19 protein-coding genes are annotated in these 23,605 nt (G+C 60.0%); 10 read left to right on the forward strand and 9 right to left on the reverse strand.

Annotation, left to right across the window (positions count from 1 at the left end):
* The first annotated feature begins 47 nt into the window (after positions 1–47).
* Complete coding sequence (locus tag AAAV21_RS01965; protein ID WP_349107083.1) at positions 48–3,302, forward strand: ATP-binding cassette domain-containing protein; 3,255 nt, start codon at positions 48–50, stop codon at positions 3,300–3,302.
* Between the two features lie 44 nt (positions 3,303–3,346).
* Here the strand turns inward: AAAV21_RS01965 and AAAV21_RS01970 are convergent, their stop codons facing one another.
* Complete coding sequence (locus AAAV21_RS01970) at positions 3,347–4,480, reverse strand: hypothetical protein (RefSeq protein WP_349107085.1); 1,134 nt, start codon at positions 4,478–4,480, stop codon at positions 3,347–3,349.
* A 258-nt stretch (positions 4,481–4,738) separates the two neighbouring features.
* On the opposite strand from AAAV21_RS01970, the gene AAAV21_RS01975 reads away from it, so the two are divergent.
* A complete protein-coding gene (locus tag AAAV21_RS01975) occupies positions 4,739–5,692 on the forward strand; it encodes a tRNA-dihydrouridine synthase family protein (protein ID WP_349107087.1) in 954 nt (317 codons plus the stop codon).
* Between the two features lie 43 nt (positions 5,693–5,735).
* On the opposite strand, the gene AAAV21_RS01980 is transcribed toward AAAV21_RS01975, so the two are convergent.
* The 3 genes from AAAV21_RS01980 to AAAV21_RS01990 all read right to left on the reverse strand — a co-directional run bounded on the left by AAAV21_RS01980 (position 5,736) and on the right by AAAV21_RS01990 (position 8,289).
* Complete coding sequence (locus AAAV21_RS01980; protein ID WP_349107090.1) at positions 5,736–6,869, reverse strand: IS110 family transposase; 1,134 nt, start codon at positions 6,867–6,869, stop codon at positions 5,736–5,738.
* A gap of 295 nt (positions 6,870–7,164) precedes the next feature.
* The gene (locus AAAV21_RS01985) at positions 7,165–7,410 is read right to left on the reverse strand and encodes a glutaredoxin (protein ID WP_349107092.1); all 246 of its coding nucleotides are present in this window, start codon (positions 7,408–7,410) and stop codon (positions 7,165–7,167) included.
* A gap of 51 nt (positions 7,411–7,461) precedes the next feature.
* Positions 7,462–8,289, reverse strand: a complete 828-nt coding sequence (locus AAAV21_RS01990) for a TipAS antibiotic-recognition domain-containing protein (protein ID WP_349107094.1) — start codon at positions 8,287–8,289, stop codon at positions 7,462–7,464.
* Between the two features lie 140 nt (positions 8,290–8,429).
* On the opposite strand from AAAV21_RS01990, the gene AAAV21_RS01995 reads away from it, so the two are divergent.
* The 4 genes from AAAV21_RS01995 (at position 8,430) to AAAV21_RS02010 (ending at position 13,698) form a co-directional block, all read left to right on the forward strand.
* Positions 8,430–9,167 (forward strand): tRNA (N6-threonylcarbamoyladenosine(37)-N6)-methyltransferase TrmO, encoded by a 738-nt coding sequence (locus AAAV21_RS01995; RefSeq protein ID WP_233524950.1) that lies wholly within the window; start codon positions 8,430–8,432, stop codon positions 9,165–9,167.
* A 112-nt stretch (positions 9,168–9,279) separates the two neighbouring features.
* On the forward strand, positions 9,280–10,494 hold the full coding sequence (locus tag AAAV21_RS02000) for an aminotransferase class I/II-fold pyridoxal phosphate-dependent enzyme (protein WP_349107096.1): 1,215 nt from the start codon (positions 9,280–9,282) through the stop codon (positions 10,492–10,494).
* Positions 10,495–10,639: 145 nt separating this feature from the next.
* On the forward strand, positions 10,640–11,509 hold the full coding sequence (locus tag AAAV21_RS02005; RefSeq protein ID WP_349107098.1) for an ABC transporter substrate-binding protein: 870 nt from the start codon (positions 10,640–10,642) through the stop codon (positions 11,507–11,509).
* Positions 11,506–13,698 carry an ATP-binding protein gene (locus tag AAAV21_RS02010; RefSeq protein WP_349107099.1) on the forward strand — a complete coding sequence of 731 codons (2,193 nt, stop codon included), beginning with the start codon at positions 11,506–11,508 and terminating at the stop codon, positions 13,696–13,698. Before AAAV21_RS02005 ends, AAAV21_RS02010 begins: the two co-directional genes overlap by 4 nt.
* Before the next feature lie 70 nt (positions 13,699–13,768).
* Here AAAV21_RS02010 and AAAV21_RS02015 read toward each other — a convergent pair whose 3' ends face one another.
* Both AAAV21_RS02015 and AAAV21_RS02020 read right to left on the reverse strand, forming a co-directional pair.
* Positions 13,769–14,248 carry a pyridoxamine 5'-phosphate oxidase family protein gene (locus AAAV21_RS02015; RefSeq protein ID WP_349107101.1) on the reverse strand — a complete coding sequence of 160 codons (480 nt, stop codon included), beginning with the start codon at positions 14,246–14,248 and terminating at the stop codon, positions 13,769–13,771.
* 42 nt (positions 14,249–14,290) lie between these two features.
* Positions 14,291–17,095, reverse strand: a complete 2,805-nt coding sequence (locus tag AAAV21_RS02020; protein ID WP_349107103.1) for a transporter substrate-binding domain-containing protein — start codon at positions 17,093–17,095, stop codon at positions 14,291–14,293.
* A 170-nt stretch (positions 17,096–17,265) separates the two neighbouring features.
* Here AAAV21_RS02020 and AAAV21_RS02025 point away from each other — a divergent pair, with 170 nt between their 5' ends.
* From AAAV21_RS02025 to AAAV21_RS02035, 3 genes are all read left to right on the forward strand, one after another.
* Positions 17,266–17,691: a potassium channel family protein gene (locus tag AAAV21_RS02025; protein WP_055252221.1), complete on the forward strand. Its 426-nt coding sequence runs from the start codon at positions 17,266–17,268 to the stop codon at positions 17,689–17,691.
* A 36-nt stretch (positions 17,692–17,727) separates the two neighbouring features.
* Positions 17,728–18,261, forward strand: coding sequence for a TIGR00730 family Rossman fold protein (locus tag AAAV21_RS02030; RefSeq protein WP_349107104.1), 534 nt, complete (start codon positions 17,728–17,730; stop codon positions 18,259–18,261).
* A gap of 125 nt (positions 18,262–18,386) precedes the next feature.
* Entirely contained in the window at positions 18,387–19,676 is a 1,290-nt protein-coding gene (locus AAAV21_RS02035) for a chloride channel protein (protein ID WP_349107106.1), read from the forward strand.
* A 95-nt stretch (positions 19,677–19,771) separates the two neighbouring features.
* Here AAAV21_RS02035 and AAAV21_RS02040 read toward each other — a convergent pair whose 3' ends face one another.
* From AAAV21_RS02040 to AAAV21_RS02050, 3 genes are read right to left on the reverse strand one after another with little or no spacing between them, the layout of a single operon-like run.
* Complete coding sequence (locus AAAV21_RS02040) at positions 19,772–20,470, reverse strand: ABC-2 transporter permease (RefSeq protein WP_117805923.1); 699 nt, start codon at positions 20,468–20,470, stop codon at positions 19,772–19,774.
* A complete protein-coding gene (locus tag AAAV21_RS02045; RefSeq protein WP_118333974.1) occupies positions 20,467–21,348 on the reverse strand; it encodes an ABC transporter ATP-binding protein in 882 nt (293 codons plus the stop codon). Before AAAV21_RS02045 ends, AAAV21_RS02040 begins: the two co-directional genes overlap by 4 nt.
* A 23-nt stretch (positions 21,349–21,371) precedes the next feature.
* Positions 21,372–21,752 carry a GntR family transcriptional regulator gene (locus AAAV21_RS02050; protein ID WP_117640582.1) on the reverse strand — a complete coding sequence of 127 codons (381 nt, stop codon included), beginning with the start codon at positions 21,750–21,752 and terminating at the stop codon, positions 21,372–21,374.
* Between the two features lie 215 nt (positions 21,753–21,967).
* On the opposite strand from AAAV21_RS02050, the gene AAAV21_RS02055 reads away from it, so the two are divergent.
* On the forward strand, positions 21,968–23,581 hold the full coding sequence (locus tag AAAV21_RS02055; protein WP_349107107.1) for a peptide chain release factor 3: 1,614 nt from the start codon (positions 21,968–21,970) through the stop codon (positions 23,579–23,581).
* Positions 23,582–23,605: the final 24 nt, after the last annotated feature.

Below are 23,605 nucleotides of genomic sequence, written 5' to 3' on the forward strand. Positions count from 1 at the left end.
GCGGGGGAGAGCGGGTGAGTGCACCCGCGGGGGAGAGGTTGCCGTCCATGCTGGATCTCAAAGATATTTGCAAAAGGTACGTTACGCAGTCGTTTACGCAGGTAGCGCTCGACAGCGTAAGCCTGTCTTTTCGCGATAACGAGTTTGTAGCCATCCTGGGTCCCTCGGGTTCGGGTAAAACTACGATGCTCAACGTCATTGGTGGACTCGACCATTTCGATTCCGGCGACCTGTTGATCGATGGCATCTCGACCAAGGACTTCAGCGACCGCGATTGGGATGCCTATCGCAACAACCGCATCGGCTTTGTGTTCCAGAGCTATAACCTCATTCCGCATCAGACCATTTTGGAAAACGTGGAGCTGGCGCTTACGCTCACGGGCGTGGGGCATGCCGAGCGTCGCCAGCGTGCGCGCGAGGCGTTGGAGAAAGTCGGCCTGGACGAGCACATTAACAAGCGTCCGAGCCAGCTTTCGGGCGGACAGATGCAGCGCGTGGCCATCGCCCGCGCCCTGATTAACGATCCCGAGATTGTGCTGGCTGACGAACCGACCGGCGCCTTGGACTCAACGACATCCGTGCAGGTCATGGATTTGCTCAAGGACGTTGCGCGCGACCGTCTGGTCATCATGGTCACGCACAACCCCGAGCTGGCGTACAAGTACGCCACGCGCATCGTCACCCTGGCGGACGGCAAGATCACCGACGATTCCGATCCCTTTGATGCTGCCGAGGCCGCGCGTCGCGAGGCCAAGCCCACGCGCAAAACCTCGATGAGCTTTGTGACGGCGCTGGGGCTTTCTGCCCGAAACCTCATGACCAAGAAGGGTCGCACGGCCATGACGGCCTTTGCGGGCTCGATTGGCATTATCGGCATTGCGGCGATCCTGGCGCTGTCCAACGGCGTAAATGACTACATCAAAAAGGTCGAGGAGGACACGCTCTCGAGCTACCCGCTCACGATTTCCAAACAAGATTACGACCTGTCGTCCATGATGGGCGGACAGGGGACCACGGATGACGATACGTCCAAGAACGAGGGCTCGTCCGACGGCAGCACCGACGGCAAGGCTCGGGGAACCGATAAGATCCCCGTGGTCACGGCCGTAAAGGACATGTTTGCGAGCGTTAAATCTAACGATATGACGAGCTTTAAGGCATGGCTCGATGCCGGTGGCGACGGTATCAATAAAGAGGTCAATGCTATCCAGTACGGCTATGGCGTGACGCCGGTTGTCTATCGTGCGGGCAAGGGCGATGAGAAGCCTGTCCGGCTGGTGCCCAACGCTATGACCGAGGCCATGAGCGGCGGCGCAAGTTCGGCGGCAACGGTGAGCATGGATTCCATGGGAACCTCGGTCTTTAACGAGATGATTGACGACCAGAGCCTGCTCGACAGCCAGTACGATGTCGTTGCCGGCCATTGGCCTACGTCCGCCAACGAGGCCGTGATGGTGCTTTCGAGCCGCGGCACGGTGGGCGACTACACGCTCTACAGCATCGGTGCGCTGGATATCGATGAGCTCAACGACCTGGTCAACAGTGCCATGACGGCCGACGGCAAGGTCGAGACGCCCAAGGCCGGCACCGACTTTACCTACGACGATGCGCTGTCCACGACGTTTAAGGTGCTGTCGCCGGCAGATGCCTATCGCAAAAATGAAGAGACCGGCATGTGGACTGACATGTCTGGCGATGCCGACTTTATGGCGGCCAAGGTTGCCGACGGCATTGACGTGCGCATTGTGGGCGTGGTGCGACCCAATGAGACGGCCAACGCGAGCGCATTATCCCCGGGCATTGCCTATACGCATGCGCTGACTCGCCAGCTTATGGAGCGCGCCGCCAATTCGCAGATCGTAAAAGAGCAACTTGCCCATCCCGAGACGGATGTCTTTACGGGCAAGTCTTTCGATGAACTGCAGGGCGAGGCCAAGCAAGGCGTGAATCTGGGCAGCATGTTCAGCGTGGACGAGGCGGCGCTCAAGGGCGCGTTCTCGTTCGATACGTCTGCGCTCTCGGGCACTGCCGGCGGTATGGACCTGTCGGGTCTTGACTTGTCCGGGCTGGACATTGACCTTTCGGGCGTAGGTAAGGATATCGACTTCAGCGACATTATGGCAAAAGCACCGACCCCAGATTTCTCGGGCATCTTTGACGGTCTGGAACTCACACCCGAGCAAATGCAGCAGGTGGGAATGCTCGCCAACCAGCTGTTTACGGGCTTTTTGCAGTCTGATCAGTTTAGGGCGCTGACACCCGATAATCTTAAGGACGCGTCAAAGCTCGCTGCCGCATTCTCGACGTATCTTGAGAGTGATGCCACGGCGCAGCAATACCTGGCTCAGCTCAAGGCACTCGGTGGCGATGCCCTGGCCGAGCGTCTGCAGCAGGCGATGACCGACTATGTGCAAAAGCAGCTGGCTCCGTATCTGCAGCAGGCTATGGATCAGGTGATGAGGACGATTAGCGAGCAGATCGCGACGACGGTATCGGCTCAGCTCAAGGCGGGCGCGGCAGGGCTTATGGACCAGATGGCGACGCAGATGTCTTCGAGTTTTGCTAACCTGGCGAGCGCCATGCGCGTGGATGCGAGCGCCTTTGCGCGTGCCATCCATTTCAACATGGACGCCGAGGACCTGAGTTCGCTCATGATGAGCTATGCCAAGGCGTCAAAGCTCACCTACGATAACAATCTGACCACGCTGGGCTATGCGGATGAGACAGACCCCATCTCGGTTAAGATTTTCCCGCGCGACTTTGAGGCCAAGGAGCGCGTGCTCGATCACATCGATGCGTACAACAAGCAGGTCAAAGCTGCCGGCCACGATGAACAGGCAATCTCGTACACCGACTACATGGGCATCATCATGGGCTCGGTGACCGACATCGTGAACACCATCAGCTTGGTGCTCATCGCATTCGTGAGTATCAGTCTGGTGGTGAGCTCCATCATGATCGGCATCATCACCTACATCAGCGTGCTGGAGCGCAAAAAGGAGATTGGCATCCTGCGCGCGATCGGCGCGTCAAAGCGCAACGTGGCCAACGTATTCAATGCCGAGACCTTTATTGAAGGCCTCATTGCCGGCGTCTTTGCCATTGTCGTTGTGGTGCTCGTGAGCTTCCCGGTCAATGCCTGGGCGCTTGCGGCCAAACAGGTCCCCAACCTGATGAGCCTGCCCGTGCAGGATGCGCTGGTGCTCATCGCGATTTCGGTGCTGTTGACGGTTGTCGCCGGCCTGCTGCCGGCCCGTAGCGCATCCAAGAAAGACCCCGTAGAAGCCCTACGCTCCGAATAATGTGACAAAGGGACAGCCCCTTTGTCACATTCATCTCCCTGCGCCTAGTTCGTTTTGCCCATCAGCGTGATGCGGATGGTTGGATGGGTGTACTCGTCAAACTCGTCCTCGGGATCCGTGTCAAACGAGTAATACGCTTTGACGGGGCCGTCACTCGTCCTGATAGAGATTCTCTCGTAGAGCGAACCGCTCAAAAAAGCCTGTCTAAACTCTTCAGGGAGCTTCTGCGCTGCTAGGAGCTTGGGGCTTGCGGTCTTGACGTCTATGGTTTGGACGGCAGAGGAAAGCTCGTCAAGGTCGAGCTCGATACGGGCGAGGTTGTCCTCGAGGCTCGCATTGGGGTCGACCTCTGCCGCGTAGCTCACTTCCGTGAGCGTTCCCTTGTTGTCAAAATCCAGGTACGTATAGGTCTTTTGGGTATCGGAGTCGCCGTCGTGCAGATAGCCGCGGACGTGATAGCCGTAATCTTGATATCGCTCGTAGGGGTCATCGGCGGACACGTACTCGCATGAGGGCTCTAATGCCTTGCGTGCGATGGCGATCTGCTCGGCCGCGGCCGCGGCGTTCTCCTGCATCTCGATGTTTCCCTGCGCCAGCTGCGGGATATAGGCGCCGCACACGATCGCGAGGGGCAGCGCCACAAGCGCGACGATCCACTTTTTTGCACGGGGGATAGGCACGCCACAGGCCTCTGCCACGGCCTTTGCGTTGGCGAAGCTCTCGGCAAGCACATCTGCCGCGGTGGCGACGGCGCCTACGGCAGCGGCGACCTCTGCCGCGCCGCCCAGGTTGCGCGCGGTCTCGTTGTCACTGTTCCTGAGCAGGCGCGCGGCGGCCTGCGTGCCAACAACGCCTGCGATCTGTGCCGAGCGGTCTTTCTCGCTCTGCTCGACGGCGAGCCGGTACTGCATTTCCTTCCACTGCTTGCCACGCATGCCAAAGCGCGGGGCGAGAGCGCAGTAGCAGAATATAACGAGCTCGATGGCGGTGAGCACCAAGGCGGTCATCATGCCTGTCTCTTGGAAGCCTTCGTGATGGAAGACGATGTCGTCGACCATTTCGAAAGGAATGATCGATAAGGGCAGCACGAATGCCATGGCAAGCGCCGCGCCGGCAACCTTGGGGCAGATGCAGTATCGCTGGATGCGCTTGCGTTCTTGTTCGGAGAGTGCTGCCATGGCGGGTCCTTGGTGTCGTGGCGGTCGTTGTGGCGCGATGCCGTCATATGTGACTCAGTATAGAGAATCCCGCCATCGATGAGCGCATGGTCATACGGCAAAAGTGCCACGGCAGCCCTGGTTTAGAGCGGCTGCTCCTGTGCCCACGCGATGATGCCGCCCGATACGTATGTGTGCCAAAATAAACAGCCGAATGATGATTTGCAAATGTGACAAAGGGACAGTCCCTTTGTCACATTGATGTGAGAATGGATGTCGATGTATTTATCGCTGGCCCCTATGGAGGGGATTACCGGGCATGTGTTCCGTCGCGTGCACGCGGAGTGCTTCGGCGCACTCGATTGTTATTACACGCCGTTTTTGCCGCCGCCGCGCGTGGGCAACCGCTTTGGCGGTAAGGCGTTTAAAGAGGTCGATCCCGCCAATAACCAGGGGCTCAACGTGGTGCCTCAGCTGATGTCCAAGAACGCGGACGAGTTTGTGTGGGCGGCGCAGGTGCTCGCCGACATGGGTTACCGCGAGGTCAATCTCAACCTTGGCTGCCCCTCGGGCACGGTTGTTGCCAAGGGGAAGGGTTCGGGCTTTCTGCGCAACCTGGATGAGCTCGAGGTGTTCTTGGGTGACGTGTGCGAACGTTCGCCGTTGCCGGTGTCGGTAAAAACCAGGCTGGGGTTGGAGAGTGACGAGGAGTACGAGCGTGTGCTCGATCTATATTGCCGCATGCCGCTAGCAGAGCTAATCGTGCATCCGCGCGTGCAAAAGGACCGCTATACGGGCTCGCCGCGCAAGGAGTTTTACGGCGAGACACTGGAGCGGGCGCCGTTTCCCGTGGCCTACAACGGTGACATCTTTGATCTTGAGGACATGGATGAGCTGGTAGAGGCCTATCCCGGAACGCGCCACGTAATGTTGGGACGCGGCCTGCTTGCGAACCCCGCGCTGGCTCGCATGGTTGCCGGCGGCCCTGCTGCTACGGCAGCTGAGCTGCAGCGCTTCCACGACACGCTGTTCGCAGCCTATGCGGACGAGATTGGCGGCAACGCGGTCTTCCGCATGAAGGAGTGGTGGTTCTACGCCAAGTGCGCCTTCGCCGATCCCGCTACCGTTCACAAGATCGTGCGCAAGACCAAAAAGGTCGACGAATACCGCGCCGCCGTCGAGCGCGTCTTTCGTGAGCAGCCGCTCGCGCCCATAGCCCGCTTTCACGGCTAAATGAAGTCGTTGGGTGTTCCTATAGTTTTGTCAACCGTCGGGGCTACTCCCGGTAGGGCACCCGGTCGCGCATCACGGCGTATATCGCCCTGAGCCGCTTCCTCGCGACGGCCTTGAGCGCCCGCCCGTGCCCCATGCCCCGCGCCCTGCAGGCCCGGTAGTACTCGCCGTAGCGCCCCGAGGACCTCGCCAGGCTGTTGCACGAGAAGATCAGCAGGGACTTGAGCCTCGCGTCGCCGCGCCTGGACGCCCTGACCGACCTCACCGACGTTCCGGAGCTCCTCACCCTCGGGGCTATGCCGCAGTACGAGGCCAGGTGGTCGTGGTCCGGGAACCTCCCGATGTCGACCGACACCGCGAGCTGCGCCGCGGTCCTCGGGCCGATGCCGGGCACGGTGAGCAGGCACGCGTAGGTCTCGTCGCCCTCGAGCAGCGCCGCCGTCTCGGCCTCGAGGGCCCCGGCCTCGTCGAGGGCCTCCGATATCCGGGCGGCCAGGAACCTGACCTGCCTGTTCTCGGCCCCGACGAGCGCCGGCGGGGGCGCGGTGGAGGCGGCCGCGGCCTCCCCGGCGGCCTCGGCCCGCGGGCCCCCGGCCCCGGAGCGGGCGATCCCCCACGCCCCGCCGAACCCGGCGAGCAGCTCCAGCCACCGCCGGTCCGACAGGTCGACCGCGGCCTCGAGGGCCGGGCAGGACTCGAGCAGCACCGCGCGCAGGCGGTTCTTGTCCCTGGTCGCGCAGGCGACGACGTGGTCGCGCTGCGACGAGAGGGCGCGGGCGGCCTCGAGGGCCTCGCCGCGGCCCGGGACCCCCGACAGGGAGTCCGGCACGCCCGGGGCGGTCCGCGCGATCACCGCGGCGTCGCGCTCGTCGGTCTTGGCCTCGCCGGCGAACAGGCCCGCGGCGCGGCTGGCGGCGAGCCCGGGCAGGTGGGCGACCCCGAGCCCCGCGGCGCGGGCCCGCCTCACGGCGAGGGACCCTATGTTGCGGAACTGGTCGACGACGACGAGCGTGCCGGCGGGCGCGGAGGCGAACAGCGCGTCGAGCTCGGCCTCCCCGTTGCGGACGGGGGCGCTGGCCAGCACCTCCCCGTCGCGGTCGACCAGGCAGGCCCAGTGCGATGACTTGCCGACGTCCAGGCCGAGCACGGCCGCGGGCCTGGTGGATGGCGCTTTCACGGTGGTATCCTTCCGGTAGTCGTTCGACCGGATGGCCTCCCCCTCGGCACTCACATTACCAGCCGCGGCACCTGCCCGGCACTTTCCTATCAGCCGTCGGGGGCGGCGCGTCCCGCGCCGGCAGCACCCAACGGGCCCTCTCGGGGGCAGGGACGTTCGGCCGTGCGCGGGCGCCCGGTCGGCGGCCCGTTCTGGGCGCGCCTCAATCGTAGCCCGAGACGGTCCCGGGCTGACAATTTCGACTGTAATGGACGTTCTTTAACGACTACTCATTTAAGTACGTCCCCAATGAGTGCTAGAGCAGGTTCTCCTGTACCCATGCGATGATGTCACTCGATTCGTAGAGTGGTTTGCCGTCGATGAATAGGCAAGGAACCTGGCGCTTTCCGCCGACGGCGATGAGTGTCTGCTCGGCATCGGGGTCGGTCGAGATATTGCGCTCGGGAATGGTCACGCCGTTATCGGCCAAAAAGCGCTTGACCTTTATGCAATACGGGCAGCCGGTCATAACGTACAGCTCGAGCTTGTGATCAGTAGCCATAGGTTTCCAATCGGTTGAGGTTTCGATTGAGATACCCAATGCCGCCGCGGTCTATGCGCGAGTCAGCGATGACTCGATTGCCTGGACCAGAAACGCCGTGGCTCCGGTGCCGCAGGGCTTGTCGTAGTAGTCAACAAAGCGCTGGTCGGCGGGGTAGCCGTGGGCGAGCCCCAGGTATGCCTCGTCTTGGGGTTCGCTTCCCCAGTTGAGGCCAATCCAACGACGATGCATCGCAACAAGTTTTTGGGCCTTTCTGCTCTTTGGATCGCCGTCGCCCATGGCGATCGAGAGCTGGCCCAGAATAGCGCGTTCAAGTTCCTTCATGTCGTTCCATGTCTCGGGGTCCATGTCCAGCAGTGCCTCGTTTGCTGCATCGATGGCCGCGTCGCCATAGCGCGCCCGCGCCTCGGCACCGTAGCGCTCCTCGTTTTCCTGCACGGTACGCCAGCGCTCTAGTTGCGGCAGCACGGCGCCCATGAGCGAGACGGCTTCGTCGAGCGACATACCGGTGTTTTGTGCCAGGCGCGGGGCGCAATCCTCAATCATGGCCTCCATCGTGGTCTCGTAGGTGTACTTGCCGTGGTCGTAGCACCACTTGCAGTAATGGTCGGTCGTTGCGCCGTGAGCATCGGTGCCGCAGTCGTCGGGCGTGAGTATCATGCCGCAGCTCTGGCAATAGTGCTCGGGCATTTCGAGCAGGTGGGACAGCGGTTCTCCGGTTATGGCGGCAATGAGCTTCATCATGTCGATGCCCGGCGTGACTTCGCCGCGTTCCCAACGGCTGACGGCTTGGCGTGTGACGAAGAGCTTGGCGGCGAGTTGCTCTTGGGTGAGATTGTTGTCGCGGCGGATGGCGATGAGCTTTTCTGCAAAGGCCATGACGGCTCCTTTCTGCTGTTTGTTGCTTTAAGCATACGCGGCGGCCGGCACCCTTCCAAGCAACCGTTGGTTGCACGACGGGGACCGCGGCGAAGAATTGCGCGCAACACCCCACGCCTCCATGCCGTACAATGACCGGCATGGAACCTATTGCACACATACATACCGACCTGCCGCAGAAGTTCGGCATCCCACGCAACAGCTTTTTGGCGCCCCATCTGCAGGGACGCATCGTCTTTGAGCCGGAATTTGCCTCCAACGCTGCAGTTGAGGGTCTGGACTCCTTCTCTCACCTATGGCTGCTATGGTGCTTCGAAAACGGAACGCCCGGCGGCACGGCTAAGGACATAGCCGCCGATGCCAAAACGCAGGACAGGTCCGGCACCAACGCAAAATGGTCGAAAACCGTGCGCCCACCGCGTCTGGGTGGAGCCGAACGCGTGGGCGTGTTTGCCACGCGCAGTCCGTTTCGCCCTAATCCCATCGGGCTCACCTGCGTCAAGCTTGATCGTGTCGAGCTCACCGACGATGGTCCCATCATCCATGTGCTGGGGGCCGACCTGCGCGACGGTACGCCCATCTACGACATTAAGCCTTACATTCCGTTTGCGGACTGTCACCCGGATGCGACGGGCGGCTGGATTGAGGACGCGCCATGGCAAGAGCTCGATGTCGAGCTCCCGCAAGCGCTGCGGGACATGGTCCCGGACACAAAGCTCCCCGGCTTGATCGAGGTGCTCCGCCAAGATCCGCGCCGTGCGGGCAGCAAACACGAGCCAAACCGCGTTTACCATTTGGCTTACGCTGGGCTTGACATATCGTTTACGGTCGACGGAACCAGGTTGACGATAACCGCCATCAACGACGCGCGAGACTAACCAGCCATTCGTCCGCACCCGTCAAATTAAGCGCCAAACTCCGCTCCAAAACCGCCCACGCTGGTGGACAATAACGCCTACCGAAACAATCCGCTTTGCACGGGAGCTCAGCATGAAATACGACTTTACCTCGCTTATCGACCGCCACGGTATGGACGCCATCGCCGTTGACTCCTGGGGAGAAATTCCCGACATGGCTCCGAACGCACCCGACGAGGGCTTCGACCGCATCCCCATGTGGGTGGCGGATATGAATTTTGCCACGGTGCCCACGGTTCAGGAACACATCATTCAGCGCGCCCAGCATCCCATGTTTGGCTATTTCAATCCGCGTGACGAGTACTTCGACCGCATCATCGAATGGCAAAGCCGTCGCAACGGCGTTGAGGGCTTGGCGCCGGAGCATATCGGCTACGAAAACGGCGTGCTGGGCGGTGTCGTGTCGACGCTGCGCGCATATGTCCAGCCGGGCGATGCGGTACTGGTCCACAGTCCCACCTACATCGGCTTTACCAAGTCTATCGAAGCCGCGGGCTATCGCATTGTCCACAGCCCGCTTAAGCTCGACGATCGGGGCGTGTGGCGCATGGACTTTGAGGACATGGAGCGAAAGCTCGCCCAAAACCACATCCATGCCGCGGTGTTCTGCTCGCCGCACAATCCCTGCGGCCGCGTATGGGGGCGCGACGAGATCGAGCGCGCCATGGACATCTATCGTCAGCACGATTGCGTGGTGATCTCGGATGAGATTTGGTCCGATATCATCCTGTCGGGTCACAAGCATATCCCGACGCAGTCGGTGAGCGAGGACGCCCACATGCGCACGGTTGCCCTCTACGCGCCCAGCAAGACGTTTAACCTGGCGGGCCTGGTCGGCAGCTACCACATCATCTATAACGAGACGCTGCGCGACCGCGTGTGCGCCGTGTCCAACAAGACCCACTACAACGAGATGAACGTCCTTTCGATGCACGCGCTTATCGGTGCCTACCAGCCGCAAGGCTACGAGTGGGTTGATGAGCTCAATGAGGTCATCGAGGGCAACGTCGACTACTTCTGCAATTACGTGGACAAGCATTTTGCGGGCGTGTCCTATTCGCGTCCGCAGGGCACGTACATGGTGTTCCTGGACTGCACAGCGTGGTGCCGCGAGCATGGCCGCGATATTCAGTGGCTGCTCGACGAGGGCGCTCGTGTGGGCGTGGGGTATCAGGACGGCCGCCCGTTCCACGGGCCCTGCCACATTCGCGTGAATCTGGCACTGCCCCTTTCGCGCATAAGGGAAGCGTGCGAGCGCCTGGACCGCTACGTTTTTAATGCACGGTAAGTGAGCGCTGCACGTGGGGCTTTTCTGCCAGGCTGGTCGGAAGGCCCCATATGGTAAAGCGCCTGTTAACCATTGAGCGCGAGCGCGGTTCCGTCTGCTATTATTTTTTGCACTTGAGTCTGTAAACAGGACCGTCTGGAGCTCGATGAAAAGGCCTCGTCGCTCGCTTGCCATATCGTTGTTTGTTGCGCTTGCAGTGGTGAGCGTCTTTGTCGTGGCGATAGCTGGCTGTTCCGGGTCGAATGACGAAGCCTCGACGTCTGCATTAGAAGACCAGGCCGCCTCGCAGGTCAAAGACGACAACCTTAAGACGCTCAACGTCGGCAGCGACCTCTATCCACCGTTTGTGTATAGCGACGAGTACGGCGATATTGTTGGCCTGGATGTCGATATTTTGACCGAGGCCTTGGGTCGCATTGGTTACAAGCCAAAGTACCAGCTGATCGACTGGGAAAAGAAGAAAGAGCTGCTGGCGAGCGGCGAGCTCGATTGCGTCATGGGCAGCTTTAGTATGACGGGTCGCGAAAGCGAGTATCGCTGGGGCGGTCCGTACCTTGCGAGCCGCCAGGTGGTCGCGGTCGATCCCGAGAGCGATATCTACACGCTTGCCGATCTTGAGGGTAAGGTCGTGGCGGTCCAGTCCACCACCAAGCCCGAATCGATTCTGCTCAATCGTACCAATGAAGACGTTCCGCAGATCAAAGAGCTCTACAGCTTCTCGGACCGCTCATACCTGAACCCGGCGCTCGTCGAGGGCCTGGTCGATGCCATCGCCGCGCATGAGTCCTCGCTGCTCACCTACGAAAAAGACTACGGTGTGACGTATCGCATTCTGAATGAGCCACTGCTAGAGGTTGGTTTGGGCACCGCTTTTGATATCAACGATACGCGCGGCATCGACGTTAAACTCACCCAGGCCTACCAAGAAATGCTTGCCGATGGCACCATGGAACGCCTGGTGTCAAAGTACTTTGATGACCCTTCGCCCTTTTTGAATATGGAGGGCCTGTCATGATTGATGCGCCCGACCACACCGCGGCAGAACATGGCGATCGTTCGTCCCGAATATGGCTCCTTGCCACCCTGCTGGGGATAGTGCTCTCGGTTGTTGCCGGCATGACGAGCTACGGCTACACGACAGCCCAGGCCGAGCAGCGCTTTGCTGACGTTGTCGATTACGTGGCAACGCAGAGCCTTTCCTACGATGCGTTCAACAGCGCCTATGCGACCAAAAACCTGATACGCGTTATGGAGATCGCCGGAGAGGCGGCGCGCGATATGGAGCGCGACGGCTCGGCGGATAACGCCACGTTGGAGCAATATGCCGACCAGTTCAATGTAACAGCGCTGATCGTGACGGACGCATCGGGCAACTTGGTGTCCGAGTCCTCGACGGATGACGTGAGCTATGATTCGCTCGCTACGTATCTCAAAGAAGCACCCGTGCTTGAGGTGGCGGCCCATCCGCTTAAGTCCTATACCGCTCGCATCACGCTTGCGGATGATTCGGTCGCGGACATTGGCTGCGTGGCCCGGCAGGATGGCGAGGGCATCGTTGTCGCGGTGAGGCACCAGAGCGCCAAGGCGGTCGCGAGCAATACACTCAAGTTACAGAGCCTTCTCGATGGTTATGAGACCATCGATAGCGGCAGTATCGTGATCGAAAACGACGGCATGGTCGTTGCGACCAATGCCGTTGAACCCACCATATCGGGCGTGTTCGATTTGCCAGTGACGGATGCCATCGTTATCGACGGTATCAAGGAGCGTTGCCTGGCCGGTAAGGTCAGATTGGTCAACGCCAACGGCGAGTGGTATCTGGGCACTTTTGGTAAAGCACGCCAATTCTACGTGTACACCTACACTTCCGCGCGGCGTTACTTTGAAACCGTCGCAGTTGTAGTTGCCAGCGTGTTGGTGCTCTACGGCGGCGCTATAGCCGCAACTGCGTTGGTGCGCCGCCATGCAGAGCGCCAACGCTTGACCGACCTGTTGCTGCAGGAGCGTGACTATGGCGGCAAGCTGGCAAAGGCAGCATGCGAAGCCTCTTCTGCCAACTCTGGAAAGACGGAGTTCCTGCGCCGCATGAGCCACGACCTGCGCACGCCCATCAACGGCATTCGCGGTATGGTCGAGGTGGGCAATGCCAACGCAGACGACTTGCAAAAGCAGACGGAGTGCCGCTCGAAGATCTGGACGGCATCGGGATTGCTGCTCGACCTTGCGAACGAGGCACTCGATATGAGCCGCTTGGAGAGCGGGCAGGTCGACCTGAATCTGGTGCCCACAAATTTGGTGGCCCTCAACCGTGAGGTGTGCGATATTCTGGAGCGCCAGGCCGAAGAGCGCCTGGTGACAATTATCTGCGACCAGCAGACGCTCGATCATCCCTATGCCCGGGTGAGCGTGACGCACCTCAAGCGCCTGTTGCTCAATATTGCCGGTAATGCCGTTAAATACAACCGCCAGGGCGGCTATGTTCGCCTGACATGCCGCGAGGTGGAGCCGGTGGACGGTGTCCCCGTCTATGAATACACGATCGCCGATAACGGTATTGGCATGAGCGAGGAGTTCCAACAGCACCTCTACGAGCCGTTTAGCCGCGAGGAGCAACAGGTGGAAGGCGCTTCGTCGGGAACTGGTCTGGGCGCGTCTATCGCCAAGCAACTGGTCGAGCTTATGGGCGGAACCATGAGCTTTACGAGTGCCTTGGGGCAGGGGACGACGTTTACCATTTGCCTGCCGTTTGAGAAGTGCAAGAGTTCCGAGATCCCTCAGGCAGTTCGTGTGGATGCGGGTGACAGCGACGTGCTCCAGGGCCTGCGCGTTTTGCTCGTAGAGGATAACGACCTGAATGCCGAGATCGCACAGTTTACACTCGACCGCGCCGGTGCCGTCGTGACCCATGTTAAGGATGGCGAGTCTGCTGTCGAGACGTTTGCCGCGAGCGAGCCGCACGAGTACGACGTGGTGTTGATGGACATCATGATGCCTGGTATCGATGGCCTTGAGGCCACGCGTCAGATTCGAGCGCTCGATCGCGAGGACGCCGCGACCACGCCGATCATCGCGGTGAGCGCCAACGCCTTTGCCGACGACCGTAGGCTTTCGCGCGAGGCGGGCATGAACGCGCATCTGAGCAAGCCTGTGAGTGCACAGGAGCTCGTAGAGGCGCTTGCGCACATAGCCGCCGACGCTTCATAAACATATGGCCCGGTTCCCATGTTGGTTGGGATCGGGCCATATTGCTCTTTGTGAGACCTGCTTTTAGGGCTTACTTTTCATGGATCTGCTTGCCGCAAAGATGCTCAATCGAAATCTCGTAGAGTTGGACGCCCTTGATGTCTTTGGCGATCTCCTCCTCGACTTCTTCGGCAGAAGGGTAGTACTTAAGCGCGAGCTGGCGGACTTTGTCCTCGACAAACGCGGGGACCTCATCTACCAGGCGGCAACGGCCAAAGACCACGGTGCTCATAACGTAAGGAGCCCAGTCATCGTCCTTGTACCACTCGTTGCCGTAAACGGTAAAGCAGACTTTGTCATCACGCCTGAGTGAATCGACCTTGTGGCCAGCCTTGGCGCCATGGAAATAGATCTTGTCATGCTCGGCGTCAAAGAAGTAGTTGACGGGAATGGCGTATGGGTAGCCATCATCGCCGTTAACGGCAAAGACGCCGCGCTTGCAGGTTGCCAGCAGCTCGCACGCCTCCTCGTCGGTGATGGCACGTTTCTTTCGGCGTAAAGGCCTAAACATCGTTGGCTTCCTTTCTAACGGTGCAGGGTGGTTGAGCACAAACTATAACGAAACAACACCGTTTTCCTTGATGCAGGCGAGCATGTTTTTGAGCTTGTTAAAGTCGAGCGGTTTGGGCAGATGGGCGTTCATGCCGGCATCGTGTGCCGCCTTAGCGTCCTCGACAAAGGCGTTGGCGGTGAGCGCGATGATGGGGATGTCGGCTGCATCGGCCTTCTCGCTCAGGCGAATCGCGCGGGCTGCCTCGTAGCCATCCATGCCTGGCATCATGATATCCATCAGGATCGCATCGAAGCTGCCAGCGGGATGACCAACGTATAGGTCGACCGCTTCGTTTCCGTCGGCGGCACGCGTTACAACGATGCCCTCGCCTTCGAGCAGAGTCTGGGCAATCTCGGCATTGAGCTCGTTGTCTTCGGCCAAAAGAACGTTCATGCCGGCAAGCGAGCAGCTGATCGCCTGCTCGTCCGCACATTCTCTTGCCCGAGGGTCCTTGTCGATATCGAGCGGAATCCGGACGTCAAACGTACTCCCCACGCCAACCTCACTCGAAATCTCAATCGTGCCGCCCATCATATCGATGAGCGATTTGACGATAGACATGCCAATGCCGGTTCCTTGGAACTTGCTGCGCGCATCGTCGCCTTCCTGGGCAAACGGCTCGTAAATGCGCGTCAAAAACTCGGGCGTCATACCAATGCCGGTATCCGAGACGCTAAAGCAAAACACGGCGTGCTCGTCGTCGACCGGTTTGATGGTCGATGAGAACGTGACGGTGCCTCCGTGCTTGTTGTACTTGATGCTGTTGTCGAGCAGGTTGACAAGGATCTGCCGAATATGGGTGGGGCTGCCGATCATATATTGGTCGACAGCGTAGGGCTCGCTGGTGTCGAGCATGGTTATGCCGCGGTCCGATGCGCGGAGCTTGCACAGTACGAGCGCATTGTCGCACAGCTCTTTAAGGTTGAATGATTCGTGCTCGAGCGTCACTTTGCGCTCCTCGATCCTGCCCATCTCGAGGATGTCATTAATCAGTGACAGCAGGTGATTGGCGGCAACGCGCGCCTTGGCGCGGCTTTCGCGGGCGACCTGCATGTCGCCTTCTCTCAATTCCTCAATTTCGATAAGGCCCAGGATGCCGTTGAGCGGCGTGCGGATGTCGTGGCTCATGCGCGTGAGGAAAGCGGTTTTGGCGGCGTTGGCGGCGTCGGCTTTCTGCCGTGCTTCCTGTGCGCGTTGAAGCGACCAGACAAGGATGGCGATGCCGGTGAGCAACATGCAGATGATAGCGGTCGCAATGGCGGTGCGGTTGCGGTAGACAAACTGGAACGTGTCCGATTCTTGCGCCGAGTACGATGTGGGGGAATAGCTGCTCGCAGAGAGCGATTCGCCTGCATTGATGATGCCCTTATTGATGATTCCCAACAGCTCGGGTTTGCCGCGCGGAATCATGCACGATAGTTCTGCCGTGTTGGTGAGTTCCTGTGTTTCGAAATCCTCGATGTCGTAGGTGTCGCGGATGGTTTCCAGGCGCGTGCTGGGGACAACGATGCAATGTGCCTTTCCCACACGGAGAGCATTGAGCGCTTCGTCTTTATTCGGATATTCGGTTACCGTCGCGTCGGGGAAGAGGCTTTCGAGCTCAAACCGGTTGATGATCGCGTTCTCTGTGCAAGCGATGTTCTTTAGGTCGCTGTCTAGGTCGTTACTGACGTGAATAGCGGTTAGGGAAATCGTTCCCATCGAGTTTGACTGGGTGACCCCCTTCTGTTCGGCAAGCCAGTAGTCGCGAAAGAATGGCAGGGCGGCATCGATGGTTCCGTCGGAAAGGGCTCCAACCATCTTCTCGTTGTTTGAGAATGCGACGGTTTTAACCGTAATGCCAAACTTGTCATGCAGCGTCGTTGCAAGCGAGGTGAGCGATCCCTCCATCTCGCCATCGTCATTTTGCGTGCAGTAGGGAAGCTGGTTGACAAGATAGCCGAGCGTGATGGTGTTGTCGTTTGCCTTGAGCCAGGAGGTTTCGGCAGCGGCGAGCGATGATGAGCCGCTGTTTTGGGCCGAGTAGCTCGATTTGACTTCGTCGTTATAGCGCGGGTTGACGCGGGAGATTGTCGTCATGGCGGCATTGATGTCGTCCATCAAATCGGGACGGCTTTTGGGAACGGCGAAATAGTAGTCGCTCGAGCCTACATAGAACATGGGCGACGCATCGGGCGACGAAATAGTGTCGTTCATGATGACGGCGTCGACCTCGTCGTCTGCAAGCGCATCAAAGAGGGCGCTGCCGGTGTCGATTTCTTTATAAGTGCAGGTGATGCCTTCGTTGGCGAGCCACTGCTGGCCGACGGTGGTTTGCATAACGCCGGAGTTGCAGCCGATGGTGAGGCCTTGGAGCGCTTGTGGATCGCCCTTGGCCAAATCGTCGCGATCGGGCTTGGCGTAGATGTAGTAGCGCTCGGTGCCTTCGGGGTTCGAGGAAAAGAGCAGCTTCTGCTCGCGTTCTTCTGAATATGAGATGTTGGGCATGAGGTCGATTTCACCTGCCTCGAGCATGTCCATGAGCTCGGTGAAGGTGCCGCTGACGTATTCGTATTGCCAACCCTTTGTGTAATACGAGAGGGTCTGGAGGTACTCGTAGCCCCATCCCGAGAGACGCTCGCCCGGCATGCCTTCCTGGAAGCCTGCATTGTTGACGAGCCAGCCAACGCGGACTGTCTTGACCTGCTGGTCTGAGTCAGCGGCAAAGGCGGGTGCGGGCAGGGCGGCGCTCAGTACGGTGAGCGCGGCAAGCGCGACGGCCAGGGTGCGATATAGAGCCAAGCGAAGGACGGCGGAAGGTTTCACATGAAATCCTATCGAGTTGAGACAGTTTCGCATAAGGATACCAGCTCAGCCTGCCCATTCAGCCGCCGCACCGCTAAACGGTCACTCCCGGCAGTTGGGGACAGTCCCTTTCTGCCGGGTGTGGGACAATAACGAGCGAATGTGATTGGGCGTCTGGAAAAGGGGTCGCGATGAACAAGTTGAGGACGCTTGCCGACGTGTTGCGCCAGGCTGGCTTTGCACGCATCACGGGCCTGTTTCTCGTCTTCTATCTGCTGTGCTCGACGGCCGTCTGGCTGTCCGAGCCCACGACCCTTACGTTTGGCGACGGCCTCTGGTTTAGCTTTGAGACCGTATCGACCATCGGCTTTGGCGATATCCCGGCCGAAACGCCGGTTGCCCGCGCTATCACTGTCGTTTTGAGCGTCATCAGCATCTTCTACATCGCCATGCTCACGGGCGTGGCGGTGAACTACTGCAATACGCTCATCAAGATGCGCCAAAAGGACACCATGGCGCGCTTTATGGACGATCTTGAGCATTTGGAAGAGCTCGATCGTGACGAGCTTGCCGACCTATCGCGCCGTGTGCGCGAATATCGCCGACGCCAACGCTAGAACGGGCGACGTGCGTCACGACGAGGGGGACTGAATATGAATATCACGGTATACCTGGGCGCGAGCGTCGGCAACGACCTGGCGTTTCTGCCTGCAGTGCGAGAGCTCGGCACGTGGATTGGCTCCAACGGCCACGCGCTGGTATACGGCGGCTCCAAGTCGGGCCTGATGGGCGCGCTTGCCGATAGCGTGCTCGATGCTGGCGGGCATGTGACGGGCGTTGAGCCGAGCTTTTTTATCGAGGCAGAGTTTCAACACGACGGTATTGACGACCTCATCGTGACGAGCGACATGGCCGAGCGCAAGGCCAAGATGATCGAGCTTGGTGATGCCTTCATCGCCTTCCCGGGCGGTACGGGCACGCTCGAGGAGATTGCCGAGGTCATGTCCGCCGTGTCGTTGGGGCACTTGAGTGCTCCGTGCATCCTGTATAACCTGGACGGTTACTACAACGACCTCAAGGCGCTGCTCGGACACATGATTGATAAGGGCTTATCGAGCCCGCAGCGCCAGTACGGCATCTACTTTGCCGACGATTTGCGCGAGATTGCCTCGATTATTACCGGATAAGTCTTGAGCCTGCCCCACTATGACTCCCAATGGTGCCGTTTGCAGCGCAGATGGTTGGTTCGTTCGGGCAACGCTCACTCTACAATAAAACGTATCCTTGTCGATTTTGACCGCGGGAGGACCCGATGGATAATCTTGCAAAACCCAAAAACCGAGCGCTGTTTTTAGTTAGCGTTGCCGTGACCGGTGCGTTCGCAGGCGCCGCGGTCTGGCTGTTCTTTTTTGTGATGGAGTACGGTATCGACTATCTGTGGACCGAGATCCCCCACATGCTGGGCGTCGCTTCGCCCGAGCTCGCGAGTGGCCCGTTCGGCTTTTTGCCGTACCCGTTTTTCGTCTGCTTGCTGGGCGGCCTGCTGATCGGTCTGTACGAAAAGATGACGGGCACCAAGACCGATGACCTCAACCAGGTGATGGCCAAGGTTAAACAAGACGGTCGCTACCCGTACGACAACCTGGGCAAGCTTTCGCTCGCGGCATTGCTGCCGCTGCTGTTTGGCGGAAGCATTGGACCGGAGGCCGGCCTGACCGGCGTTATCGCGGGTCTGTGCAGCTGGGTCGGCGACCGCATGCGCCGCTTTGGCGCCGAGTTTAGGGAGCTTACGCTGCTGGGTACCCAGGCTGCCCTGACGGCGCTCTTTACCGCGCCCGTGTTTGGCTTTGTGGCGCCGCTCGCCGGTAGCGCCGACGGCGACGAGGACCCCGCATCCGATGAGATCACCATCAAGCTCCCCAAGGCGCAAAAGACTGTGGTCTACGGCATTGCGATTGCCGGCGGTCTGGGCACCTACCTGCTGCTCGGACAGCTTATGGGTGGCGGCATGGGCATGCCGAGGTTCGAGGCTGCCGAGGTGGGCAACCTGGAACTTGTCTGGCTCATTCCGCTGGCGTTGGTCGGCACCGTATGCGGTTGGCTGTACTTTGTCTCCGAGCATGCAAGTGAGGCGCTGTCCCATGCAATAGGGGAGCGCCCCGTCGTCAAGGCCATGCTGGCTGGCCTGGCGCTCGCCATCTGCGGCACAGTTCTGCCTTATACCATGTTTGCCGGTGAGACCCAGGCCGACGTGCTTATGGAAACCTATCTTACCATCCCCGCCGGTGTGCTCATCGCGACCGGTCTTGTTAAGGCCATGCTGACCCCCGCCCTCATCAATATGGGCTGGCGTGGCGGCCACTTCTTCCCGGTTATCTTCTCGGGTGTGAGCCTGGGCTACGGCCTTGCCATCCTCACTGGCGCCGATCCGGTCTTTTGTGTCGCCGTCTGCACGGCATCAACGATGGGTGCGGTCATGCGTCAGCCGATCATGGTCGTGGGCCTACTGCTCATGTGTTTCCCGCTCAAGGGCATTGTCTGCATGATTATCGCTGCAGCCATCGCCGCCGGCATTCCGCTGCCCAAGCCGCTGCGCAAGTAGTACGGTGGCGCACGCCGGGGACATGCCGTTTGTCATGGATTTGCGGATGGGCGATTGCGACCGATTGTGGCCTACGTGGGTCAAGTTTCGTGTGGCTACAAATCGCGTGCTCGATAGACCTTGGTGCTGACGGTGCAGCTGATTGCACATAGCGCGAGGGCCAGTACGGCAATTCCTGCGCACAGGCAGCCGAGGACGGCAGGATTGGGATTCGCCCCAGCAATCGACATGAGCCAGTTGCTGATGGGGTTGGAGGAGCTCAGCGTGGCCATGGCAAGGCATCCGAGCAGGGCAAACAGGCCGACGGAAAGGCGCAGCGCCTCCATGTGTCCAAATCGAAAGAACAGCGGCTGTGCCAGAAACACCATCATGAGGGAGATGAGCATCGATGCGGCGGAGGCTATTGTGGTCTCAAAGACGATCTGTCCCGTCGAGGGCATGCCCGTGTGATCGAAGAACGGAAGAGTGATGGTGCTCAAAAGCACGGTCGCGCACGCCATGATGGCCGAGAAGGCAACAATGCAGAGGTAACGTGCGCAGATGATGTCTTTGCGCGAGAGGGGCAGCGTTGCCCGATAGCGCTCCCATCCGTTTTGATTGTCGTAGCCGGCCAGCGAGTTCATGACCACGATGGGCGACATGGCACTGACCGCGCAGGCGCCGGCGCTCATACTGGCATCGCCATCCGATGCGTTGGCGAGGGTCAGTACGACGAAGATGAACAGGCCGACGCCCGCGATGCTCGGGACAAGCGTGCGGACGATGGCGAGCTCAGACATAAAGGCGCGTTTCATTTCGAAGCCCCTTTCAGTATGAGGCGAAGATAGTCATCAATGGTTGCCCGGTCGCAGGGAATCTCGGGGAAGGCCTCGAGCGCCTCGCGACGGTTGGGTACGAGCACGTCCACGCTATAGGCGTGGTGGGCGGCACGGGCGCCTTCGACGCAAGCCATAAGCTCTGCGGCCTGTGCTTGGGTGCAGTGGGCGATGCCGGCTCGGTCGGTAATGTCCTCGCGCGGCAGGTCAAACACAATCGAGCCGTTATCGATGCAGATGACGCGGTCGGCAGTGCGATCGAGGTCGGATGTAATGTGGCTCGAGAGCAGCACGCTGTGCTGGCCGTCGGCGACAAAGGCAAGCAACTCGTCGAGCAGTTCCTCGCGCGCCATGGGATCGAGGCCCGCGGTGGCTTCGTCCAAAACGAGCAGCTTGGCATTGTGGCTGAGCGCACAGGCGAGCTGCAGCTTCATGCCCATGCCGCGGGAGAGGTCCTTGACCTTCGTCTTGGGATCGAGGCCAAATCGGTCGATGAATCCGGCGAACGTTTCGCAGCTCCACGTGGGGTATGCCGGGCCTACGAGCTTCTCGACCTGGCCCACCTTGAGCGTGGAGGGGAAGGGACACGTGTCCAGGACAAGCCCGATGCGGGAGCGCAGGTGGCGCTGCGTCTCGTCGGGCGCGTTGGCGTCGCAGCGCTGTCCAAGCAGATGCACCTCGCCGGCATCGGGCTTTATAAGCCCAAGCGCGGCGCGAATGGTCGTCGTCTTGCCGGCGCCATTTGCGCCCACAAAGCCAACGATCTGGCCGGGCTCCACGGCAAGCGTGACGTCGCGCAGTGAAAAGCGGTCGCTCACGCGGCGCGATACACCTTTGAGTTCTAGCAACTTTTGCATGGTATAGCCTTTCTTGCAGATGGCTACTGCATGGTTTCGGGGGCTACGAGGTCGAGCATCTCGTGCAGCTTGTCGCGCGTGACGCCCAAGGCTTCGGCTTGGCTCGCCGCTTTCGCAAGCAGCTCTTCGATATGGCAGAGCTGATTTTCGCGCAAGAGTTCTTGGTTGCCCTCGGCGACAAAACAGCCCTTGCCCTGCACGGTGCAGATAAAGCCGAGTTGCTCCAGGTCGGCGTAGGCGCGCTTGGTGGTGATGACACTCACGCCAAGATCGCTCGCGAGTGCACGGATGCTGGGGAGTTTGGCTCCCGCAGCGAGCGCGCCCGAAAGGATCTGAGCTTTGACTTGCGAGGCTATTTGCTCGTAGATGGGCTTGTCGCTCGAATTGGATAGGATGATGTCCACAGCGGCTCCTTAGCTGTTGGGCTACACGTGTATATAACCGGTAAGCACAGTATATATACACTATGTACAGTTACGCAAGAGACAAATTCGGATTGGGCCGGCTACCCAGGCCCCAACTGATGAATTTGTCCTGATAGGTGCCCTATGGCGGGATTTCGCGGCTACAATGGTGCGGTTACATCGACGTAATGCACTCAATGCAAGAAAGGATCCGCATGGCAAGCCTGTCGGATGAAATCTCGTCGCGCCGCACATTCGCGATCATCAGCCACCCGGACGCCGGTAAGACCACGCTTACCGAGAAGCTGCTGCTCTATACCGGCAGCATCCAGACTGCCGGTTCGGTCAAGGGCAAGAGCTCGGCCAAGCACGCCGTCTCGGACTGGATGGACATCGAGAAGGAGCGCGGCATTTCCGTTACCTCCTCGGTGCTGCAGTTCACCTATAATGGCGCCTGCGTCAACATCCTCGATACCCCCGGCCACCAGGACTTCTCGGAGGATACCTACCGTACCCTTATGGCCGCCGACGCCGCGGTTATGGTCATCGACGGCGCTAAGGGCGTCGAGGCCCAGACCAAAAAGCTCTTTAAGGTCTGTACGCTGCGCCACATTCCCATCTTCACCTTTGTGAACAAGCTCGACCACGAGGCTCGTGATCCGTTTGAGCTCATGGAAGAGATCGAGAACGTCCTGGGTATCAATACGTATCCCATGAACTGGCCGATCGGCAGCGGCCGCAACTTCCGCGGCGTGTTCGACCGTCAGACCCGTCGCGTTATCGCCTTTGAGGGCGACGGTCATGCCAACGCCACCAAGAAGGTCGCCGAGGTCGAGGCCGAGCTGGGCGATCCTTCCATGGACGAGCTCATCGGCGAGGAGAACCATAAGAACCTGATGGACGACATCGAGCTGCTCGATGGCGCCGGCGACGTGCTCGACTTGGATGCCGTGGCCTGCGGCAAGCTGAGCCCGGCGTTCTTTGGCTCGGCGCTCACCAACTTTGGCGTGGAGCCCTTCCTCAAGGAGTTCCTGCGCCTGGCCCCGACGCCGCGCGCCTATACCGATACGCTTACCAGCGAACCGGTCGATCCCTGCCGCGACGACTTTAGCGGCTTTGTGTTTAAGATCCAGGCCAACATGGACAAGAACCACCGTGACCGCATCGCCTTTGTGCGCATTTGCTCGGGCAAGTTCGAGCGCGGCATGGACGCCTTCCACGTGCAGGGTAACCGCAAGCTAAAGCTTGCCACGGGCACGTCGATGATGGCCGATGACCGCGCCATCGTGGACGAGGCGTACGCGGGCGATATCGTGGGCCTGTTCGACCCGGGTATCTTTAGCATCGGCGACACCGTGTGCTCTGGTAAGCGCCGCGTGCAGTATCCGCAGATCCCGACGTTTGCCCCCGAGATGTTCGCTCGCATTACGCAGGTCGATACGCTCAAGCGCAAGCAGTTCGTCAAGGGTATGGAGGAGCTTGCCCAGGAGGGTGCCATCCAGATCTTCCGCGAGCTGGGTGCCGGCATGGAGAGCGTCATTGTGGGCGTGGTCGGCGTGCTGCAGTTTGAGGTACTCGAGCGCCGCCTGAAGGCCGAGTACCGTGTCGAGGTTCGTCGCCAACCGCTGCCCTATACGGACATCCGCTGGATCCAGAACGACCCCGACACCATCGATATCCCGGGCCTTTCGCTCACGCGCGACACCCTGCGCGTCGAGGACATGCGCGGCGGTAAGCTGCTGCTGTTCACGAGCCCGTGGAACGTGGACTGGGCGACCGACCACAACCCCGACCTCATCCTGTCGGAGTTTGGCAACGTAGCCTTTTAGCGCATCGGCGCGGTGGCCCTGCGG

This window comes from Collinsella sp. CLA-AA-H302 (assembly GCF_040093305.1).
Lineage (GTDB): Bacteria > Actinomycetota > Coriobacteriia > Coriobacteriales > Coriobacteriaceae > Collinsella.